The sequence below is a fragment of the Kitasatospora sp. NPDC090091 genome (assembly GCF_044747365.1).
Taxonomy (GTDB): Bacteria; Actinomycetota; Actinomycetes; order Streptomycetales; family Streptomycetaceae; genus Kitasatospora.
In genome coordinates this window covers 42,674-60,637 of the sequence record NZ_JBIVDY010000002.1, presented here as the reverse complement: position 1 = coordinate 60,637, position 17,964 = coordinate 42,674, and the positions used below count along the sequence as shown (strand labels likewise).

Here is a 17,964-nt window from a genome sequence, read left to right as displayed (position 1 = left end):
CACCGCCAGGAGACCGCCGTCGCCGAGGTGCCACCGGCCACGGTCGGGGGTGTGGGATGGGCCAGCAGGCGACGGCGGGGTTGACCCCGAGCCGGGTGAAGAAGCATATGTCGGCGATATGCCGCGCCGCTTAGGCTCCTGGTATGCGCGTGTTGATCGTGGAGGACGAGCCCTACCTGGCCGAAGCCGTCCGGGACGGTCTCCGGCTGGAAGCGATCGCCGCCGACATCGCCGGCGACGGCGACTCCGCCCTGGAACTGCTGAGCGTCAACTCCTACGACCTTGCGGTCCTCGACCGCGACGTCCCCGGCCCCTCCGGTGACGAGATCGCCCGACGCATCGTCGCCTCCGGCAGCGGCATCCCGATCCTCATGCTGACCGCTGCCGACCGTATCGACGACAAGGCGTCCGGGTTCGAGCTCGGCGCCGATGACTACCTCACCAAACCGTTCGAGCTCCGGGAACTCGTCATGCGGCTGCGGGCGTTGGACCGCAGACGCGCGCACGCCCGACCCCCGGTCAGCGAGATCGCGGGCCTGCGGTTGGACCCTTTCCGCCGACAGGTCTTCCGCGATGGACGCTACGTCGCGCTCACGCGGAAGCAGTTTGCTGTGCTCGAAGTCCTCGTCGCCGCCGAAGGCGGTGTCGTGAGCGCCGAAGTACTCCTGGAGCGGGCCTGGGACGCCAACGCCAACCCCTTCACCAACGCCGTCCGCATCACCGTCTCCGGTCTGCGCAAACGGCTCGGAGAGCCATGGCTCATCGCCACGGTGCCCGGCGTCGGCTACCGAATCGACACCGGTACGGACGCCACTCACCCCGGCAGCGTTCATGAATAGGCGCCCAGGGCTCAGCGCCCGCGTGAAACTCACCATCAGCTACGCCGGATTCCTCCTCATCGCCGGCTCTCTCCTGCTGACCGTGGTGTGGGTGTTCCTGCTGCGCTACGTACCGGACAGCTCCCAGGGTCTTCTCGGGGTCGCACCCAACCGCTACCTCCTCGTGCGCATTTTCGCCCCCGCCGCAGCCGTAGCACTGGCCTTCCTGCTGGCGTTCGGCCTCCTGGGCGGATGGATCCTCGCGGGCCGGATGCTCGCACCACTCACGCGGATCGCAGACGCGGCACGGGCGGCCGCGAACGGGTCACTGTCCCACCGGGTCCGCATGCGAGGTCGCCACGACGAATTCCGCGAACTCGCCGACATGTTCGACATCATGCTCGAACAACTCGAATCCCATGTCGGCGAACAGCAGAGGTTCGCCGCGAACGCCTCCCACGAACTGCGCACCCCGCTGGCGATCTCGAAGACACTCCTCGACCTCGCCCGCACCGATCCCACGCGGGACCAGGGTGAACTCATCGACCGCCTTCACGCCGTCAACGCGCGGGCGATCGACCTCACCGAGGCCCTTCTGCTGCTCGGCCGCGTCGGCCACAAGAGTTTCACCCGCGAGCCCGTCGACCTGTCGCTCATCGCCGAGGAAGCCACCGAAACGCTGCTTCCCCTCGCCGAAGGGCGCCGGATCACGCTCGACGTCACCGGCGAGAAGGCACGGATCTTCGGTTCCGCGGCGCTCATTCTGCGGATGGTGACCAACCTCGTCCAGAACGCCATCGTCCATAACGTCCCCTCCGGCGGCACCGTCACGGTCCGCATCGAATCGCAGCAGGACGCGAGCGTGCTGTGGGTCGAGAACACCGGCCACCGGGTCGTCCCGGCGGAAATCCTGCCGACCCTCACCGAACCCTTCCAACGCGGAAAGGAACGTACGCGCACCGACGGGCACGTCGGGGTCGGCCTCGGGCTGGCCATCGTGCACAGCATCGTCCGAGCACACGACGGGACCATCGACCTCGCACCCCGCCCCACCGGCGGTCTCCTCGTCACGGTTCGACTTCCCGGCACGCCGCAGGCATCGCCCCCGAGCGGCTCCTAGACCTTCCGGCACAGCCGCTCCGGCCGCCGGGCCCTGGAGCCGTTCCGGACCCGGATGCTCACCGACGAGTCGTCCGCACCTGCAGCAGCCGGGCTGTCGCGATCACCAGCGGCAGGACCGGCGCACTACCGGCACGCGCCAGTTCCTCGATGCCGGGGATTCGGCGTATCGGGGCCGTATCGAGAATCGCGTACGCCACCGCAACGGTCTTCCGTCTTCAGTAGTGGCACGAGGGCCACACGGGTGGGTGATCGGTTGCCGAGCGGTCGCCGGTAGACCTGCACCGGTCGATTTGTCGATCAGGAAAGGATCGTGACCATGGATTCGGGTTCCGTACGCGGTATCAATCGGCGGCGGCTGCTCGGGTGGGGTGGGTCGGCGGCCGCCGGCGTGGTGGCGGCCGCCGCGCCGCCGGCGGCCGCCCTACCCCGCCACGCCGAACCGGCCCCGACCGACTTCGAAATCCCACCGGCCACCCGTCCTGGCGGAGCCTACGACCAGTACGTGGCGAAGCTGGCCGCCGAGGGGAAGTTCTCCGGCGTGGTGCTGTTGTCGCACCGGGGCAGGACCGTGCTGTCCCGCAGCTACGGCATGGCCGACAGGGAGAAGGGGATTCGCAATCACGAAGGCACCGCGTTCAGCCTCGGCTCGGCGGGCAAGCCGTTCGGTGCGGTGGCCGTTCTGCAGCTCGCACAGCAGGGCGCGCTGAGCCTGTCGGACACGGTGGGCACCTACCTGAAGGGCTACGCCGATGACATCGCAGAGCAGGTGACCATCCACCACCTGCTCTCCGGCACCTCCGGACTGAACACTCCGGATGAGGACGTGCAACGCATCTTCCGGAGCCGGGAGGAGGTGCACGAGTACCACGAGCGGTGGGTCCGGCAGTCCAAGCCGGTGGCTGCCCCTGGCACTCGCACCAGCCACTCCGGCGCCGATGTCGGCATCCCCGCGTTGATCGTGGAGGCCGTGAGCGGCAAGACGTACTGGGACTACGTGCAGGAGAACATCTTCGGGCGCTGCGGCATGACCGGCTCGGCGTTCTGCACCAGGCCGCAGTGGCTCACCGACGAGCACATCGCGCACCCGTACATGACGCTGGCCGACGGAAGCCGGGTGGACGCGGTCCGCAACCTGGACAAGGGCAGCCCGTACCCGGAGGTACTCGGCAAGAACCCGGGCCGCGGCTTCATCGACACCCCCGGAGACGGCGGCTTCGCCACCGCTCCGGATCTGGTCCGGTTCGCGCGCGCACTGGGCGACGGCACGGTGCTGCACCGGCCCTGGGCCGAATTGCTCACCGGGGCCAAGATCCCGCACAGCGGCTCGTCGTTCGGGGCCTACGACATGTCGGTCCGCATCGCCAACGGCCAGTGGGTGTTCGGGCGCGGCGGTGCCAACCCAGGCGTCAGCGCCCACTGGAACATCTACCCCTACACCGGCTGGGTCGGCGTAGTCCTCGGCAACTGCGACGGCCTGCCGTTGCAGGAGATCACCGGGCGGGAGATGCAGGCCGTCACCGGGGCGTCGCCCGGCGACGGCGACGGCGGCGGTGGCGGTGGCGGTGGCGGTGGCTGAAACGGTCCGGCGGTAGGAACGCGGAGAGGCCGCAGGCGATGAGACGCGGAAGGCCCTGACCGCTAGAAACCGCCGTGCGGTCGGGGCCTTCCGTTTGCCCTGGCGGGCGAAGGCGGAGGATACGAGATTCGAACCGATCCGCACCCGCCGCTGACGCCGAGAACCTCCACGGTCCGCGGCAAAGCAGGTGCTGCACAGACGCACACTGCGGGAGATCCTCTTGCGGCACTCTGGCCTGAGCACGGCCTGCCGGACACGGCTGGCGTTCGCCAGGCCGTGCTCTCCTCGGACTACTTGGTAGCGAGGAGTTCTCCGCGCTCGACGGCCTCGCGGAGGACGGTGGCGATCTCCTGGGGCAGGAGGTTGATCGCGTCGAGGGCTTCGGCGGTCAGGGGGATCTCCTCCAGGATGTAATCGCCTCGGCCCTCCTGGCTGAACTCGGGGCCGGTGCGATCCTCGAAGCTCCACTTGTCGATGGTGGCGAGGTAGAAGTCCTGGCGCTCCTCGTCGGTCTCCAGGGTGTGGAGCAGGCTGATGATCTCGGCCTCGCCGGCGATCTCCTCGCGGACCTCGCGCTGCAGGGCGTCCTCGGGACTGGCGTCGGTCGGCTCGATCTTGCCGCCGACGATCACCCAGTACGGCTCGATGCCGGGGCGGATGCGCTTGATCAGCAGCGTGGTGTTGTTCGGGGTGAGGAGGACGGCGCGGACTCGGTGCTGCATGGTGGTCTCTTCCTGTCTCGGTGGTGCCGGGCGGTCAGTGGAGGATCGAGCCGCCGTCGACGTGCAACGTTCTCTAGCCGGTCTGTGTGTGTTGTCTGTTGCTGGTCAGTTGCTCAGGCGAAGCGACGGACTTGTCCTGTACGAGCGCCCCACCCTGCGGTCCTGCCACAGAGGACTTCGATCAACTTGACAGGACGTCAGTAATCTGATTGGTAGATGCTTTCGGCTGTTCCGTGTGTGCGGCCGCCCTGCGCGTCATGGAGTGGATGTTGACCATCGCGGACCTCGTCGCGGCACCGGACCTGCAGCAGGATCCATTCAGGACGCTGGTCCACGTGGAGTACCAACTACGGGTGCTGGGGCTGCTCTGCGCTGCTGCAGACGAGACGCCGGCCAAGTTCAGCACCCCGGGATCGCTGGAGAAATGGGCAGAGTACAGCAAGCTGCAGAGCGAGAGGCTTGGCTGTCCCGAGTGCCAGCAGGACGCGCATGCTGTTGCGTCCTGCATCTACGCCACGGTGGTCAATGACCCGCTGCTATCGATCCAGCAGGTACGCAACCAGGTGTGTCACGGCGGCCCCATGCCGGAGAGCGTGGACCTGGAGGTTCTCCACCGAGTGGTGTCCGACAACGCCGAACGGATCGTGCGGATCTATGAGCATGGGCACGCCGTCGAGTTGCAGCCACTCTTCCGTCCGGTCAACGGCGACCTCGCTGCTCTGCACTCCTACTCGGGGGTGGTCGCACGATATTGGCCCCGCCATGGGGAGGCTGTCGACGTGACGGATCGCGAGACCCTGAACGCGCTGAAGAGTCTGGGGCTGCAGCGCGGTGACCTGCTGCTCGATGACTTTGCCCGGGACATTGCGCGAGACCTCAAGGGCTTCTCTGAGAGGGGCTCGGTCTGCACCTTGGTCTCGCCGCCGGAGCCCATCGTGGTGAGCTGGGACCGGCGCACCTCCGACGGGGCAGAGAGGCGCGTCGACCGGTTCGAACTCACCACGGACCATGCCAGGACCTGGCTGACCGAGGCTGGGCGGAGGCCGTACCAGGCGTTTCTGGCCGACATCTGCAACTGGTCGTTGCTCAAACAGCGGCTATTGGAGGGTTTGGAGGAGCAACTCGCCGCAGAAGACCGGATCAGTGACGAGCTGTTCCCGAACCTGCGGCGGCACGTATCGCACGTACCCACCCTGGTACGGATCGACGATGACTATCGTGGGGCTCAAAGCGACCTGACCATCACAGAGGCGTGCGCGAAGGTCACAGACGGCGTCAGCGCCTACCGCGGCAGCACGAACCTCATCACGCTGACAGGCGAGGCCGGGTCTGGCAAGACACACAGTCTGTTGCAGTTTGCCCGGGACTCTCTGGCGCCGGGCGGCGACCTCGAACCTGTGGCGATCTACATCTCGTCCAGTAGATCCGGTGCGACCAGCCTAGAGAAGCTGATCAACGACTGCGTCGCGGGCACGAGGATCCTGGACCGGGAGTCGGTGCTGGCCCTTTGCCGCGCGGGTCTGGCGATACTGGTCATCGACGGCTTCGATGAGATGCTGGGCTTCCGAACCTACGACAACCCGCTGTCAGGCTTGCAGCCGATCCTGGATCAGCTGCGCAACAGGGGAGCCGTCATTCTGTCGGCGCGGTCGAGTTACTCCGAGGCGCGGTTGCGAAACAGCCTGAGGGAGCATCCCGCGAAGGAGTCGCACCATCGTCTGACGACTATGGAGCTGCTGCCGTGGCGGCCCGAGCAACTGCGGGCGCTCACCGCAAAATTGCCGATTGACGTGGGGACCGCAGTCAACTCCCCGGAGATCCGGCAGCTGTTGACCACCCCGTTCTTCTGCCTTGCCTATGCCGCCTGGAAGCAGTCTGAGCAGTCGACTGAGTTTCTGCGGTTCGTGGTCGACGCCTACCTGCAGCGGGAGCTCAGCAAGCTGGTCGGCCAGCAAGGCGTCCCCATCTTTGATCAGGACGAGCTCGCCGAGATCTTCTGCGAGGCTGCGGAACTGAGCGCCCGCAAGGTGACGCCAGACATCTCCGAAGATGACCTGGAACTGGCGGCGTGGCAGGCGCTGGAGCGAGAACTCAAGCAGGAGGAGAAGCGCCGGCTGGTCGCGCTGTGTGGCATGAGCGCCGAATGGTCGGACGAGGAACTGTCCTTCAGGTTCACTCACCTAGCGATCGCCGAGCACTTCCTTGCTCGGCAGGTCACGCGGGTGCCGTTCGATCAGGCGCTGTCCCTGCTGTCCAATGTCGCCATCTCGGCACTATGCGCTCAGCTGATCCGCTCGATGTGGCCGCAGGGCCAGGCCGAAACGATTGAGCGCGTAATTGCTGAGCTCCAGGTGCGGGTGACTGCGGCGGAATCCCCCGAGCACTGTCGTCTTGCCATGGCCAGCCTTGGCGAGTTGTGGGCGAGGGTGCACGGGACCGCCGAGGGCACGCGATCCGCGAGCCGGATCGTTGTCGACAGGCTCGAACTTGGTGGCTCGGGCTTTGTTTCGCTCGACCAGGCGGAGATCCGGAACCTGGTTGTCGGACCAGGCATCACTGTCCGGCTGACCTCGTGCCAGGTAGACCGGCTGGACCTATCCGAGGCTTCGGGTGACGCTCTCCTGGGCGACTCGTATAAGCAGGTGTCCGAGTTGCTCACACAGAACGAGTTGGCGAGCAGTCCACGCCGAATGCGGGAACTGCTCAACCTGCCCGAGGAGCCGGCCGACGAGAGTGCGATCGAGGCGTTCTTCAGAGACAAGATCGCGAACATCCGCGTTGCGATCGTCGTAAACGAGCGCCACAACCCGCCGGACGAGGACGTCCGGATGAAGTGGACTCGGGAGTATGGCATCGAACGGTGGAGGGACTACGTGAAGAAGATGGTCAAGGAGGGAAAGCTCATCGAGGAGCCTGTGAACTCGGCCGGGCCATCGAAGTGGCGGCTACGCACAACCGAGAGGTTCGACGAGCAGTGAGCCCCTGAAATGGTTGATGTGCGGAAACGGGCCGCAAGGGTCACCGCCGACCGCGCGGAAGCGGACGGTGCGCCCTGCCGGTGGGGGCCGTCCGCTGCGGTGGCGGATTCAGGGCGGTGACACCCAGAGCGGCATCTCGGGCAGCCAGAGCCTGGTCGCGTTCGGCGATGGCCTCGGCTCGCTCACGAGCCAGCTGCTCGATCATGACCGCGTAGCTGCCCAGAAGGTCTGCCAGCTGACGTTTCTCCTTCCTGGCCCGGGCCAGGTCCTCGCGGAGCTTGTCGATCTCGGCCTCGGCCTTCCTGACCGGCTCGCTCCGGTGTTGGGCGGCCTTGAACTCCGCCTGATACTTGGCCATGAGGACGTTCGGGTACTTGTGCGTCAGCAGCCACCGCTTGATCTGGGCTTCCTCTGCCAGGTCGAGGACGGTGAGCTTGCCCGATGAGTGCAGCGGGGTGCCAGCCAGCAGCCGGTCGGCGGCGGCCCTCAGCCTGACGCACAACTCCTGCGGTGGCTCTTGCTCGGCCTTCACCGCGCGTCCCCTCCGATGCGTCCACGCTCGTGGTCCTCGATGAGCCGGTCCAGCTGGGCCAGGCGCCGGCGCTCACGCTCCCAGCGAATCGGCGGACTCGTCTCGTCAGCGACCACGGTTCTCAACTCCGCTGCCTCGGTCCGCAGTTCGTCGATATTGTCGTCGGTCCGGCAGATGTTGACGCAGGCCGGATGGCAGCCCTCGGTGTCCGGAGTGACCCGTGCGTCGTCGAGGGAGGGATTCAGCTCGCAGCGTGCCGTCGATGCGGTGAATACACAGGTCATTCCCCTACCTGGGTAGATCTGCAGCGAGGCGTTCGCCATCACGTGCCTCGCCTCAGCCCCGGTCCTCAGGACCCGCCCGGCGAACTTCCTCGTCCCTCCGCCCACCCGCGATCGGTAGGTGTCGGCGGCGGGGCCGCTGACGTGCTCGCCGGCCTTCAAGCGCCGGTCTGCGTCCTGCAAGTCCTCCAGCCGGGTCAGCCACCGCTCGAACGCCAGATCGTCAGGGAATCCCGAGGCGTATGTGCCGGCATAGCCCTGAGTGATCTGGACCCGGAGATGCCCGTACTGGATCGCCGCGGCGACCATGCCGCGTGGGCGGCGACAGATGAACCAGGCCAGCGTGCGCCGCAGGCGTGAGCTTGTCAGCCGCCTGGAATCGACGGGGATCACATCGCTGCGGCCGTGCCGGTCGCAGAAGTGGTTCACCCAGGTCACGAACCGGTTCAGGTCCTCATTGATCGAGGCGAGCGTGCGGGCCTCGCCTCCCTCGTGCTCGGCACGTTCGTCCGCTACCAGCCAGACGGGGAACAGGACATCGGCGTCGTGGAGGCGTTCTTGGACGCCGATCGCCGTGGCGACGAGGGCGGGGGCGATCCACGGCTCGTCGCGGAACTGCCCCTCGGGGATCTTCTCGCCGTTCTCGTCTCGGGCGTTCTTCCACTTCCGGCCGTGGACCTCCCACAGCTTCGTCACCCGGTCCCGGCGCAAGCAGCCCCGCCGCAGGTTGAGCGCCTCCCCGGGCCGGCAGCCAGTCAAGTAGGCCACCAGAAGGAAGCATGCGGTCGACAGTGTTCGCACCAGCTGCTTGACGTCGTTGTAGGCGATGTTCTTCGCCCAGGGTTTGCCGTCCAGCAGGCGCCGGGGCTGGAGAGTAAGGAACGTGCCGTGGGCGACGGGGATGCCGGAGGTGAGGAACATGTCTCGGTACGCCTGGTTCTTCTGCATTGTGGTGAGCCCGAGATCCAGGAGCTTGGCGAGGAAGGGCCAGTCCGGTTCCCAGGTGCCGTCCTCCCTCTGCCTGCCAGGCAGGTCACGGCCGCTCACTCGGAAGGACTTGATCAGGGCGCCGACCTCCGGGGCTGCCCCTGCCTGGCCCGGGATCCGAACCCGGCGGTGGGGGCCGGGAGTGTGGCGGCCGGGCTTGCAGCCGAACAGCGGCCGGAACTCCTCCAGCGCCGCGATGATGTCCTCGGCGAAGTCCTCGACGAACCTCGCCGCCCACAGCACCGTCATCGTCATCGTCGCTTCCTGGATGCGGGGAGTGCCGTTCTCCCGGTCCCGCCGCGATTTGCCCAGTAGGACCCTGGACTCCTTCCCTCCCCAGGGCGGCATCTCGGGTAGCCGCCCCTCGGGAGGCAGCAGCTCGCGAAACGCCCACAACCTCCGGACGGCCTGCAGCAGATCGCTGCGGTAGCCGTGGGTGAGCTCCGCGTCCCGCACTGCGTCGAGGTAGTCCTCCAGGTCCTCCGACGTCGCCTCCGCGACCGAGGTGAACCCGTGGACATCCAGCCAGTCCAACAGCCCGCGCAGGTTGCGGAGTTGAGAGACCATCGTGAACACTGCGAGCTTGCCGTTGATGTTCGCCCTGCGGAGGATCGTCAACCCCTCCTCGCAGTTCAGCTCCATCCAGATGTAGACCTTGGCGATGTCGCGGAACCGCTCGGGCACCAACGCGAAGTTGATGCTGACCGAGGCCATGTGATCCTCAAGGATGGCCGGCCGCAGGTTCCAGCGCAGGTCGCCCACCACCGACAGCGTTGAGTGGTCCGTGCCGGGCCGCAGCTGCCGGTTCTGCAGCACCACCGTGCCCGGGCCGGGCAGGAACATCTCTTTTGGCGCGCGGGCGGCTTCGTCGTGGCTCATCGTTCGTCCAGCTCTCCATCCAGCAGTCGCCGTACCAGGTCCCGCTCCTCCTGGCCCGCCGCCGCGCGGGCCCGGTCCTCGGCCCGCTTGCCCGCCGACCGGATCAGATCATCCAGTTCTTCGAAGGGCAGGGCGAACCGCTCGGCCCAGCGGAGGGCTGTCATGTGCGTGCGGCGTTCGTCGATCATGTCCCGGGCCACCACCTGGAGCGGCAGGTGGTGGGGCATCGCACGGGCGCACGGGCATTCCAGGCACTTTAGGAATGACGCCCGGCAGGGCTCGCCGGGCGTGCTGTGCGGGCTGTTGTCGTTGTCCACGCAGGCGGCCAGCACCGTGTCGGCGTCCCGGGCGACCAGCAACCGCATCATCTCCGTCGTCACCCCGAACCGTCTGGCGACCGTCTCAGGGGCGCGCAGGGCCTCGGCGACGTCCGCCGTACTCAGTCGTGGGATTCGGCCCGCGGTGCGGGCCTTGGCGACCTCGTTCTCCAGGACGTCGGCGACCACCTTCTGGTACTCGCGCAGGCTCGACTTGTCCCGTCGCAGGTAGATGTTCGCCAGGGTCTCCCGGGTCTGGGCCACCGGCTTCTGCTCGCGTGCCCCGTGCGTGACCCGCATCCGCCCGGCACCCACGATCAGCCGCTGGGGGTTGCCCTCTTCGCCGGGCTCATCGGCGACCAGGTTCAGGCCAGCGCCCCACTCACCCACCGCCGCCTGCGACAGTTGGTCGCGAAAGCCCCTCCCGCACACGTTGCGGCGCTTGATCACTTCGATGCTCTTGGACGGGCGCCCTGACCCGGCCTTGGGAACCCAGTAGACCAGGAGCCGGTTGCTGCCCTTGATCCTTCGCGACGAGGCGGTCAGCTCCAGCGCGAGCATGTAGAGGCCGAACGGTGTGTGCAACTCGTCTCGGGCCGACAGCTCACCCTCCTCCGCTGGTGCAGGCGCCCACGGCGGCAGGTCGCTCAGCGCGGCAGTCATGTAGCGCCGCTTGCCCCGTCGGGGCTTGCTCAGGTCGACCTGGACCGTGGCCAGCGGCCCGGCCCCGCCGTCAGTGCGGTGGAACGCTGCCGGCGCCTTGATGATCGTCGAGCCGTTCTCCCCGGTCAGCCGCACCAGCAGAATCACCAGCGCGCACGTCTCATCCCGGGTCAGGTGCAGCCGGGTGGTCAACTCGGCCACGGTCCCGTGGGGGACTACCCACGGTGCAAGTCCGTTGCCCCGCTTGTTGCGCGGCAGCCCCCCGGTCGCCTCGACCCGGTCGAGGATCGAGCCGTACTCGTAGAGCACCGGTTCCTCCTCGCGCGAGGTACGGCCCTCGCGCCACCGCCCCAGCACCTCGCGGGACTCGCGGATGCGTTTCGCGGCCGCCCGCACCACCTTCCGCGCGTTGTCCAGGATCGCCTTCTCCTCGGCCAGGCTGTAGCTGCCCCGCGAGGCGATCCGGTCCCGTCGTGCTGGCACCCACTCCGCGCACTTCGCGGCGAACTGCGGCGTCAGCCCCTCCACGTTCATCAGGAGAGCCCTCAGTGCCCCCACAGCCATCCCGGCAGTCGGTGCATCTCCTCTGCCGAGGAGGAACGACGTCAGGTGCCTGGGCGCCAGGTCCTGCGGGGCCTGCGGATGCTTCTCGTCGAGGAGCAGGATGTCGACGAAGTAACTCAGCAGTCGAAAGGTGTTGCTGGCAACAGCGGACGCCTTCACTTTCCCGGCCGGTCCTACGTGCGCGTTGAAGGCACGGGCGAACGCCTCCTGCAGCGGACGGGCCACCGGAAGCGTTGCGAAGTCGTAGTCGGCCACCTCGTCGGGGTCCTGCTCCGAGAAGAACCGCACCCGGCACTGATCCTCCTCAAGGAACAGCCGCTGCGGCGGGACGTAGCCCGCCTCCGGCATCGTCGCCGGGCGCCCCGGGCTCATCGAGCCGCCACTGGATCGCCCAGCACCCGCCGGTCAGCGCCGTAGACCGCCGCCATCAGGTCCGCGATGCCGCTGCTGTCGGCATGCATCAGCAGCAACTCCAGTTCCAGGGCCTCGAAGGGCTCCAGGTAGATCTCCTTGGTGGTGCGCTGGTCCGCATGCCCGAGCAAAAGTCGCACCAGGTCCCAGGTGCTGCCGAACTCGTAACGCAGATCCCGCAGCTCCTCCCCGTCCAGGTGCGCGAACTTCCTGTCGAACAGCAGCCGACCCACCGAGAACCAGCGCAGCGCGAAGCTGTGGCGGAGCATATGGGCCGCGCCCGCGAACCCCTCCAGCCCCAGGCCGTCGCGCAGCCGCTGATTGGCCTGGGTGAAGACGTGCTGCCACCCGTGCGGATCCCGGGGCATCCCGTCCTCGTTCAGCCACAGTGCAACCGGCTCCAACCCCTGCGGTGTCTCACGTAGTAGCAGTCGGCGGGCCTCCGGCGTCAGCGAGCTCAGCGGCACCTCCTCGACCAGGCCGTCCGGTCCGATCAGCCTCACCCGCCGACCGGACAGCGTCCGCGTCAGCAACCGGGTGCCCGCGATGCGCTCGTAGCGTCCGGCGGCCTGTGCCCGACGCACCGCGGTGGCCCGCTCGCCCTCGCAGTAATTCAGCACTGGCACCAGGCCCTTGCGCGACATCCAGTACTTGCGCGCCACGCTGCCCTTGGCGGTCTGCTCGGCAAGGTGACAGGTGTAGAAGCCGCGGCTGGGGTCGTCCGGCGGGAGCTCGACCAGCAGCAGCGAGCCGCCTTCCTCCAGCCGCAGCCCTGAGTTGTAGAGGCAGTCCGCGAAGGCGGCGTTCCGTTGCCCGTTGCGGCCCCGCCAGCTCGGGTCCTCGTCGCCCTCCAGCGTCAGTCCGAGCAGCCCGCAGTCCCGGTACCGCTCGTAGCCGGCCGGGTCGAACCACTTCACATCCCGGTCCCGTGTCGCCTTCGGATCGGTCACGGGCTTCTCTGACCGTGTGCCGTCGTGCCGCTTGCCCCGCCCCGGGCGGGTCCGAATCGGGTTGGTGATCTGGAACTCGTTCGCCGCCCACAGGTAGAACAGCCGGATGTGGGTGAGGTTGTCGCTGTAGGTGCCCGACTCCACCAGACGTGGGTTGCGCCCGTCCAGCATCCGCCAGGTCTTGAAGGCCTCCACTGCCGTCGGCTCGACGCCGTCCCATGGCCGCCCGTACGACCAAAGGAAGTTCAGCCACACCGCAAGGCTGTACGCGTACTTCCGCCAGGTCTTCCGCCCCAGGTCGCGAACGTCGTCGCTGTCGAACCAACTGTCCACTCGGAGATCTGGGGCGCCCAGAGGATCGAGCAGGAATGGCTGGCCAGCCCTCCGCGGCCTGGCTGCGGCCCGCAAGAGGACGTCCCGGTGCTGCAACACGACTGGGTCGTCGCACTCTGGGAGAAGGCCCACGCGTTCCCCGTGAAAGTACACCCTCCATCTCACGCCACGGATCCTGCATTGCCCCAGGTCACACCAGGGCCTCAACAGCCACCCGTTCACCCGAATCGGTGACGCTTCCGGTACGCGGCACCCAGCAACACGGATCTGCAACAACACGGGACTCGCTAGAGAAGCGAGGACTGGCCGGTGATGAGGGACGCGCTCGGCCCGGCGAGGAAGGCCGTTGCGGCGGCGACGTCCTCGGGGCGACCGCGGCGCTGGACGCACTGGCGGCGGATCTGGTCCTAGGGTCGGGCGCGGTGGTGGGCGGGCAGGTCGTTCTCCGCCTCGACCTGGATGGCCCCGGGGAGGACAGTGTTCACGCAGATTCCGACCGGGCCAAGTTCCCTGGCCAGCGATCTGGTGAGCCGATCAGTCCGGCCTTGGCGGTGCTGTAGGCGGCGAGGCCGGGGCGTCCGGCGCGGGCATTGACGCTGCAGATGTTGACGACGCGGCCCCAGCGCCGGGCGGTCATGCCGGGGGTGACGACTCGGCAGGTGCGGTAGTGGCTGGGCGGCGTCCTCGATCAGGTAGCCGATCTTGAGACGGGCATGGCCGTGCCGTACCCGCAGGTACTCGCCCGCCGTGCTCTTGCGCTAAAACTGCAACCACAGAACGACGAAGGCCCCGACCGCTGAGCGGTCGGGGCCCCCACCCTGCGCGGAATTGGCTACACCGGAGGCATCTACGTCTCCCAGGTCATCCCCGACCGCATGCGCCGCGACGCAGCCCACCGCCACGACTACCTGACCACGCTGCGCGAAGCCGGGATCAGCCGCTTCAACTCCGGCGTCGAGATCGTCAACAACGACTACCGCCAGCGCCACGTTCACGGCTACAAGGGCACCCTGACCTTCGACGACTACACGGCCGTCTTCGCCGACGCAGTCGACGTCTTCGGTCGCCTCGAGGTCGGCAGTTGCCTGCTCGCCGGCATCGAGCCTGCCGAAGACACTCTCCGTGGTCTGGAGACCATCGCCGAGCTGGGCGTGTGCCCCGCGCCGACCGTCCTCACCCCGTTCGTCGTCAAGCAGATGGACATCCCGTTCCAGTACGACCTCGACGGACTGATCGACGTCCACGTCGGCTTCAACGACATCATCGACCGCTACGAACTCCCGGTCTTCTCCGGCGTGTTCAGCCTCGCGTGATCACGAACGGCTTAATCCGGCGGGGCGGGCGGGACAGGTTCGGTTATGGTGAACCAGTCCCCCCGGGCGGCCGTCTACCGTCCGACGCCTTTGGCGCGACCAACGCGCCCGCAACCAGGGAGTTGCCAGCCATGACGCGCACCCTCGTCGCAGACCTGTCCAGCCACCTCGACGAGACGGTCACCGTCTACGGCTGGATCAACACACTTCGCCTCCAGCGGCGCATGCAGTTCGTGCTGGTCCGCGACCACACCGGCCTCATCCAGGTCACCCACGCCCGAGGCGGCGAAGGCGACGAGATCGAGGCAGTCTTCGAGAGCATCACCGCCGAGTCCGCCGTGAAGATCACCGGCAAGGTCGTCGGCAACCCGCAGGTCAAGCTCGGCGGCCTGGAGATCGTCCCCGAGCGCGTCGAGGTCGTCTCCCCGGCCGAGCCGAAGCTGCCCATCGACGAGCACACGGGCCTGGACCAGCGGCTCGACTGGCGTTTCCTCGACATCCGCCGGCCCTCGCAGCACCTGGTCTTCGCGGTGCAGACCACCGTCGAGCAGGCCATGCGCGAGGTCACCGCCGAGGAGGGCTTCACCGAGCTGCACACCCCCAAGCTGATGGGCACCGCCTCCGAGTCCGGAGCCGAGGTGTTCAAGGTCGGCTACTTCGAGCGCACCGCCTACCTCGCCCAGTCCCCGCAGTTCTACAAGCAGATGGCCATCGCCGCCGGCATCGACAAGGTCTTCGAGATCGGCCCCGTCTTCCGCGCCGAGCCGTCCTTCACCTCCCGCCACGCCACCGAGTTCACCGGCGTCGACGCCGAACTCGCCTGGATCGACGGCGTCGAGGACGTCATGGCCTTCGAGGAACGCCTCCTCCAGCGCGTCCTCCAGAAGGTCTCCGAGCGCCACGGCGACGCCATCAACGAGCACTTCGGCGTCCAAGTCGTGGTCCCCGAGACGCCGTTCCCGCGCATCACAATGGCGGACGCCCTCACCAAGCTCCGGGCCACCGGCTGGGACCCCGAAGGCGTCAAGGACGACCTCGACCCCGAAGGCGAGCGCAAGCTCTCCACCCTGATCGCGGAGGAGACCGGGCACGAGTTCGTGTTCGTGACGCGGTTTCCCGCCTCCGTCCGCCCGTTCTACCACCTGCGGCCCGAAGACGACCCCACCGTCACCGAGTCCTTCGACCTGCTGTGGAAGGGCATCGAGATCACCACGGGCGCCCAGCGCGAGCACCGCCACGAGCGTCTCATCGCCCAGGCCCGCGAGAAGGGCATGGAGACTGAGCCCCTCGCCAGCTACCTGAACTGCTTCCGCTTCGGCACCCCGCCCCACGGCGGCCTCGGCCTCGGCCTTGGCAGGCTTCTCATGCTGCTCCTGGGCCTCCCCACCATCCGCGAGGTCACCTTCCTCTTCCGCGGGCCCCACCGCTTGGAGCCGTAGCTGGGAGCGTTCGGGGGATCGCGGCCTGAACGGCTGCAGCGAGCCGGTCCTGCACCTGTGGACGGAGGGGGCGCGACTCGCAAGTTCCGAGCCCCTGCCGTCGTCGGCCTGACCGTGCTCACCCGCGCTGCGATACCGCCCGTAGAGCTGTTTGCCCAGCCCCAGGTGGTGCCGGCGTGCAGGCCGTCGAAGTCGAGTGCCCGCATGGCGGTGTCGTAGTCGTCCCATTCGTGTTCGGCGGCGGTGAAGTGCAGGTCGAAGTACGCGCGGGTGAGGTCGGGCTCGTGCCACTCGGCCGCGCATCGGAAGCGGACGAATACCTGCTGGCGGACGTTGAGGAGAAGCCAATCGCGGCGGGCGCGGCGTTGGGGCAGGTGATGACGATGCCGCGGGCGTCGAGTTCGCCGGGGTGGGGGACGGCGCGGATGACGGCTCTGTGGTGGCCGTCGTGGTCGGTGCTGGGGTTGGTCAAGTGGTGTCCTTCGGTGTCGGGTGTCGGTTGGCAAGCACACAGGACGCACGGCGGCCGGGATGGTACCCGGCCGCCGGAGAAGACATCGAAGGGGTGAGGGCTCGGCGAGGTGGTTGGCCGGAGGATTCGGCCGGCAAGTGGCTGACCTAATGGATCAAGGAGATCGTGCCGGGCACCGTCAGCGAGAACACGTACGCCGGATACGAGGGTCGCTGTCCGCGTGCACCTCGTCCCCGGCCTCGGCGCGCACCGCCTGGAGAAGCTGGAGCCCGAGCACCTGGAGCGCTTCTACAAGAAGATGCAGGCCAGCGGCAGCGCCGCCGGTACTGTCCACCAGGCCCCGGTCCGGGTAGCCCTCGGCGAGGCCGTTCGGCGTGGCCACGTGACCCGCAACGTGGCCACGATCGCCAAAGCGCCGCGCCTCGAAGAGAAGGAGATCGAGCCCTATTCGGTCGGTGAGGTGCAGAAGATCCTGCTGGAGGTCGGACGTCGTCGGCATCCGGCCCGGTGGGTCATCGCGCTTGCACTCGGCCTGCGCCAAGGAGAGGCGCTCGGTATGAAGTGGTCAGATGTCGACCTGGAGCTGGGCGTCGTCAGGCTTCGCCGGGGGGCCTCAGGTCGAAGTATGCGCACGGTTGCGGCGGCGACTGCGGGCGGAAGGCCGGCTACTGCCGTCAGCGGGTGCAGACCCGGCGGGAGACGAAGGGCACCAAGTCCCGGGCCGGCCGCCGCCCGATCCCGCTCCCGGACGAGCTGATCAAGCTGTTCCGGAAGCACCGGGAGGAGCAGGCCCGGGAGCGGGCTGATGCGCGGCAGCTCTGGACGGACAAGGACTACGTCTTCGCCTCGCCGACGGGGGAGCCGCTGAACCCGAACACCGACTACCACGAGTGGAAGGACATCCTGGGGGCCGCCGGCGTCCGCGAAGCCCGGCTCCATGACGCCCGCCACACCGCTGGGACCGTGTTGCTGCTTCCCAAGGTCCCCGAGCGGATCGTGATGGCCATCATGGGCTGGTCGTCCACCTCCATGGCCAAGCGCTACCAGCACGTGACCGACCCGATGCTGCAAGAAGTCGCGGAGAAGATCGGCGGTCTGCTCTGGGGTCTGCCCGCCGGAGCGGCCGGCGGCGGCCCAGAAACGGCCGACTGAGACGGAAACGGAGACGGGACACGACGAAGGCCCCCGACCGCTGGGCGGTCGGGGGCCTTCGTTTGCCCTGGCGGGCGGAGGCGGAGGATACGAGATTCGAACTCGTGAGGGGTTGCCCCCAACACGCTTTCCAAGCGTGCGCCCTAGGCCTCTAGGCGAATCCTCCGAGGGAGAGCTTAGTACATGTTCAGGGGTGGTCGCGACCACGTATCTCGTAGGCGGGGGAGTGGTGTGACCTGCGGATCGGGGAGGTGGAGGTGAGGGGCGGGGATCCGGTACTGTGGGGGTCAGCCCCTCGTGTGGCGTTATCTCTCTGAACCCCCCCAGGGCCGGAAGGCAGCAAGGGTAGGAGGGCTCTGGCGGGTGCGCGAGGGGTCTTTGCGTTCCCGGGGAAGGGTGGGCGGGGGCGGGACGAGGGGCGACGCGTTTGTCTGTCCGTCCCGATATCGTCGGTG

The 17,964-nt window shown here is 67.8% G+C and carries 16 protein-coding genes, 1 tRNA gene and 1 other RNA gene; 9 read left to right on the top strand and 9 right to left on the bottom strand.

What is annotated here, in order from left to right; genetic code table 11:
• Window positions 1-143 precede the first annotated feature (143 nt).
• The 3 genes from ACIPSC_RS03220 to ACIPSC_RS03210 all read left to right on the top strand — a co-directional run bounded on the left by ACIPSC_RS03220 (window position 144) and on the right by ACIPSC_RS03210 (window position 3,516).
• Window positions 144-839: a response regulator transcription factor gene (locus ACIPSC_RS03220; RefSeq protein ID WP_400822576.1), complete on the top strand. Its 696-nt coding sequence runs from the start codon at window positions 144-146 to the stop codon at window positions 837-839.
• Entirely contained in the window at window positions 832-1,938 is a 1,107-nt protein-coding gene (locus ACIPSC_RS03215; protein WP_400822575.1) for a sensor histidine kinase, read from the top strand. The genes ACIPSC_RS03220 and ACIPSC_RS03215 overlap by 8 nt, the downstream gene beginning before the upstream one ends.
• A gap of 318 nt (window positions 1,939-2,256) precedes the next feature.
• Window positions 2,257-3,516 carry a serine hydrolase domain-containing protein gene (locus tag ACIPSC_RS03210; RefSeq protein ID WP_400822573.1) on the top strand — a complete coding sequence of 420 codons (1,260 nt, stop codon included), beginning with the start codon at window positions 2,257-2,259 and terminating at the stop codon, window positions 3,514-3,516.
• 290 nt (window positions 3,517-3,806) lie between these two features.
• Here the strand turns inward: ACIPSC_RS03210 and ACIPSC_RS03205 are convergent, their stop codons facing one another.
• Window positions 3,807-4,238 carry an NUDIX domain-containing protein gene (locus ACIPSC_RS03205; protein WP_400822572.1) on the bottom strand — a complete coding sequence of 144 codons (432 nt, stop codon included), beginning with the start codon at window positions 4,236-4,238 and terminating at the stop codon, window positions 3,807-3,809.
• Window positions 4,239-4,504: 266 nt separating this feature from the next.
• Between ACIPSC_RS03205 and ACIPSC_RS03200 the strand changes: the two genes are divergently transcribed.
• Window positions 4,505-7,216, top strand: coding sequence for an NACHT domain-containing protein (locus ACIPSC_RS03200; protein ID WP_400822571.1), 2,712 nt, complete (start codon window positions 4,505-4,507; stop codon window positions 7,214-7,216).
• A gap of 40 nt (window positions 7,217-7,256) precedes the next feature.
• On the opposite strand, the gene ACIPSC_RS03195 is transcribed toward ACIPSC_RS03200, so the two are convergent.
• The 6 genes from ACIPSC_RS03195 to ACIPSC_RS03170 all read right to left on the bottom strand — a co-directional run bounded on the left by ACIPSC_RS03195 (window position 7,257) and on the right by ACIPSC_RS03170 (window position 13,770).
• Window positions 7,257-7,748, bottom strand: a complete 492-nt coding sequence (locus ACIPSC_RS03195; RefSeq protein ID WP_400822569.1) for a hypothetical protein — start codon at window positions 7,746-7,748, stop codon at window positions 7,257-7,259.
• Window positions 7,745-9,895, bottom strand: coding sequence for a hypothetical protein (locus tag ACIPSC_RS03190; protein ID WP_400822568.1), 2,151 nt, complete (start codon window positions 9,893-9,895; stop codon window positions 7,745-7,747). Before ACIPSC_RS03190 ends, ACIPSC_RS03195 begins: the two co-directional genes overlap by 4 nt.
• The gene (locus tag ACIPSC_RS03185) at window positions 9,892-11,811 is read right to left on the bottom strand and encodes a hypothetical protein (protein ID WP_400822567.1); all 1,920 of its coding nucleotides are present in this window, start codon (window positions 11,809-11,811) and stop codon (window positions 9,892-9,894) included. The genes ACIPSC_RS03190 and ACIPSC_RS03185 overlap by 4 nt, the downstream gene beginning before the upstream one ends.
• Window positions 11,808-13,133 carry a hypothetical protein gene (locus tag ACIPSC_RS03180; protein ID WP_400822566.1) on the bottom strand — a complete coding sequence of 442 codons (1,326 nt, stop codon included), beginning with the start codon at window positions 13,131-13,133 and terminating at the stop codon, window positions 11,808-11,810. The genes ACIPSC_RS03185 and ACIPSC_RS03180 overlap by 4 nt, the downstream gene beginning before the upstream one ends.
• Before the next feature lie 287 nt (window positions 13,134-13,420).
• Window positions 13,421-13,534 carry an SDR family oxidoreductase gene (locus tag ACIPSC_RS03175; RefSeq protein WP_400823324.1) on the bottom strand — a complete coding sequence of 38 codons (114 nt, stop codon included), beginning with the start codon at window positions 13,532-13,534 and terminating at the stop codon, window positions 13,421-13,423.
• A gap of 80 nt (window positions 13,535-13,614) precedes the next feature.
• Complete coding sequence (locus ACIPSC_RS03170) at window positions 13,615-13,770, bottom strand: SDR family NAD(P)-dependent oxidoreductase (protein ID WP_400822565.1); 156 nt, start codon at window positions 13,768-13,770, stop codon at window positions 13,615-13,617.
• 238 nt (window positions 13,771-14,008) lie between these two features.
• Here ACIPSC_RS03170 and ACIPSC_RS03165 point away from each other — a divergent pair, with 238 nt between their 5' ends.
• From ACIPSC_RS03165 to ACIPSC_RS03155, 3 genes are all read left to right on the top strand, one after another.
• Window positions 14,009-14,446, top strand: a complete 438-nt coding sequence (locus ACIPSC_RS03165; protein ID WP_400822563.1) for a hypothetical protein — start codon at window positions 14,009-14,011, stop codon at window positions 14,444-14,446.
• 131 nt (window positions 14,447-14,577) lie between these two features.
• Window positions 14,578-15,885 (top strand): aspartate--tRNA(Asn) ligase, encoded by a 1,308-nt coding sequence (aspS, locus tag ACIPSC_RS03160; RefSeq protein WP_400822561.1) that lies wholly within the window; start codon window positions 14,578-14,580, stop codon window positions 15,883-15,885.
• 176 nt (window positions 15,886-16,061) lie between these two features.
• The gene (locus tag ACIPSC_RS03155; RefSeq protein ID WP_400822560.1) at window positions 16,062-16,454 is read left to right on the top strand and encodes a hypothetical protein; all 393 of its coding nucleotides are present in this window, start codon (window positions 16,062-16,064) and stop codon (window positions 16,452-16,454) included.
• 81 nt (window positions 16,455-16,535) lie between these two features.
• Here the strand turns inward: ACIPSC_RS03155 and ACIPSC_RS03150 are convergent, their stop codons facing one another.
• Window positions 16,536-16,898, bottom strand: coding sequence for a hypothetical protein (locus ACIPSC_RS03150; protein ID WP_400822558.1), 363 nt, complete (start codon window positions 16,896-16,898; stop codon window positions 16,536-16,538).
• Between the two features lie 140 nt (window positions 16,899-17,038).
• Here ACIPSC_RS03150 and ACIPSC_RS03145 point away from each other — a divergent pair, with 140 nt between their 5' ends.
• On the top strand, window positions 17,039-17,509 hold the full coding sequence (locus tag ACIPSC_RS03145; protein WP_400822556.1) for a tyrosine-type recombinase/integrase: 471 nt from the start codon (window positions 17,039-17,041) through the stop codon (window positions 17,507-17,509).
• An 81-nt stretch (window positions 17,510-17,590) separates the two neighbouring features.
• Here the strand turns inward: ACIPSC_RS03145 and ACIPSC_RS03140 are convergent.
• Window positions 17,591-17,675, bottom strand: a tRNA-Ser gene (locus ACIPSC_RS03140).
• Window positions 17,676-17,798: 123 nt separating this feature from the next.
• Here ACIPSC_RS03140 and ffs point away from each other — a divergent pair.
• An RNA gene (gene ffs / locus ACIPSC_RS03135) (signal recognition particle sRNA small type) lies at window positions 17,799-17,889 on the top strand.
• Window positions 17,890-17,964: the final 75 nt, after the last annotated feature.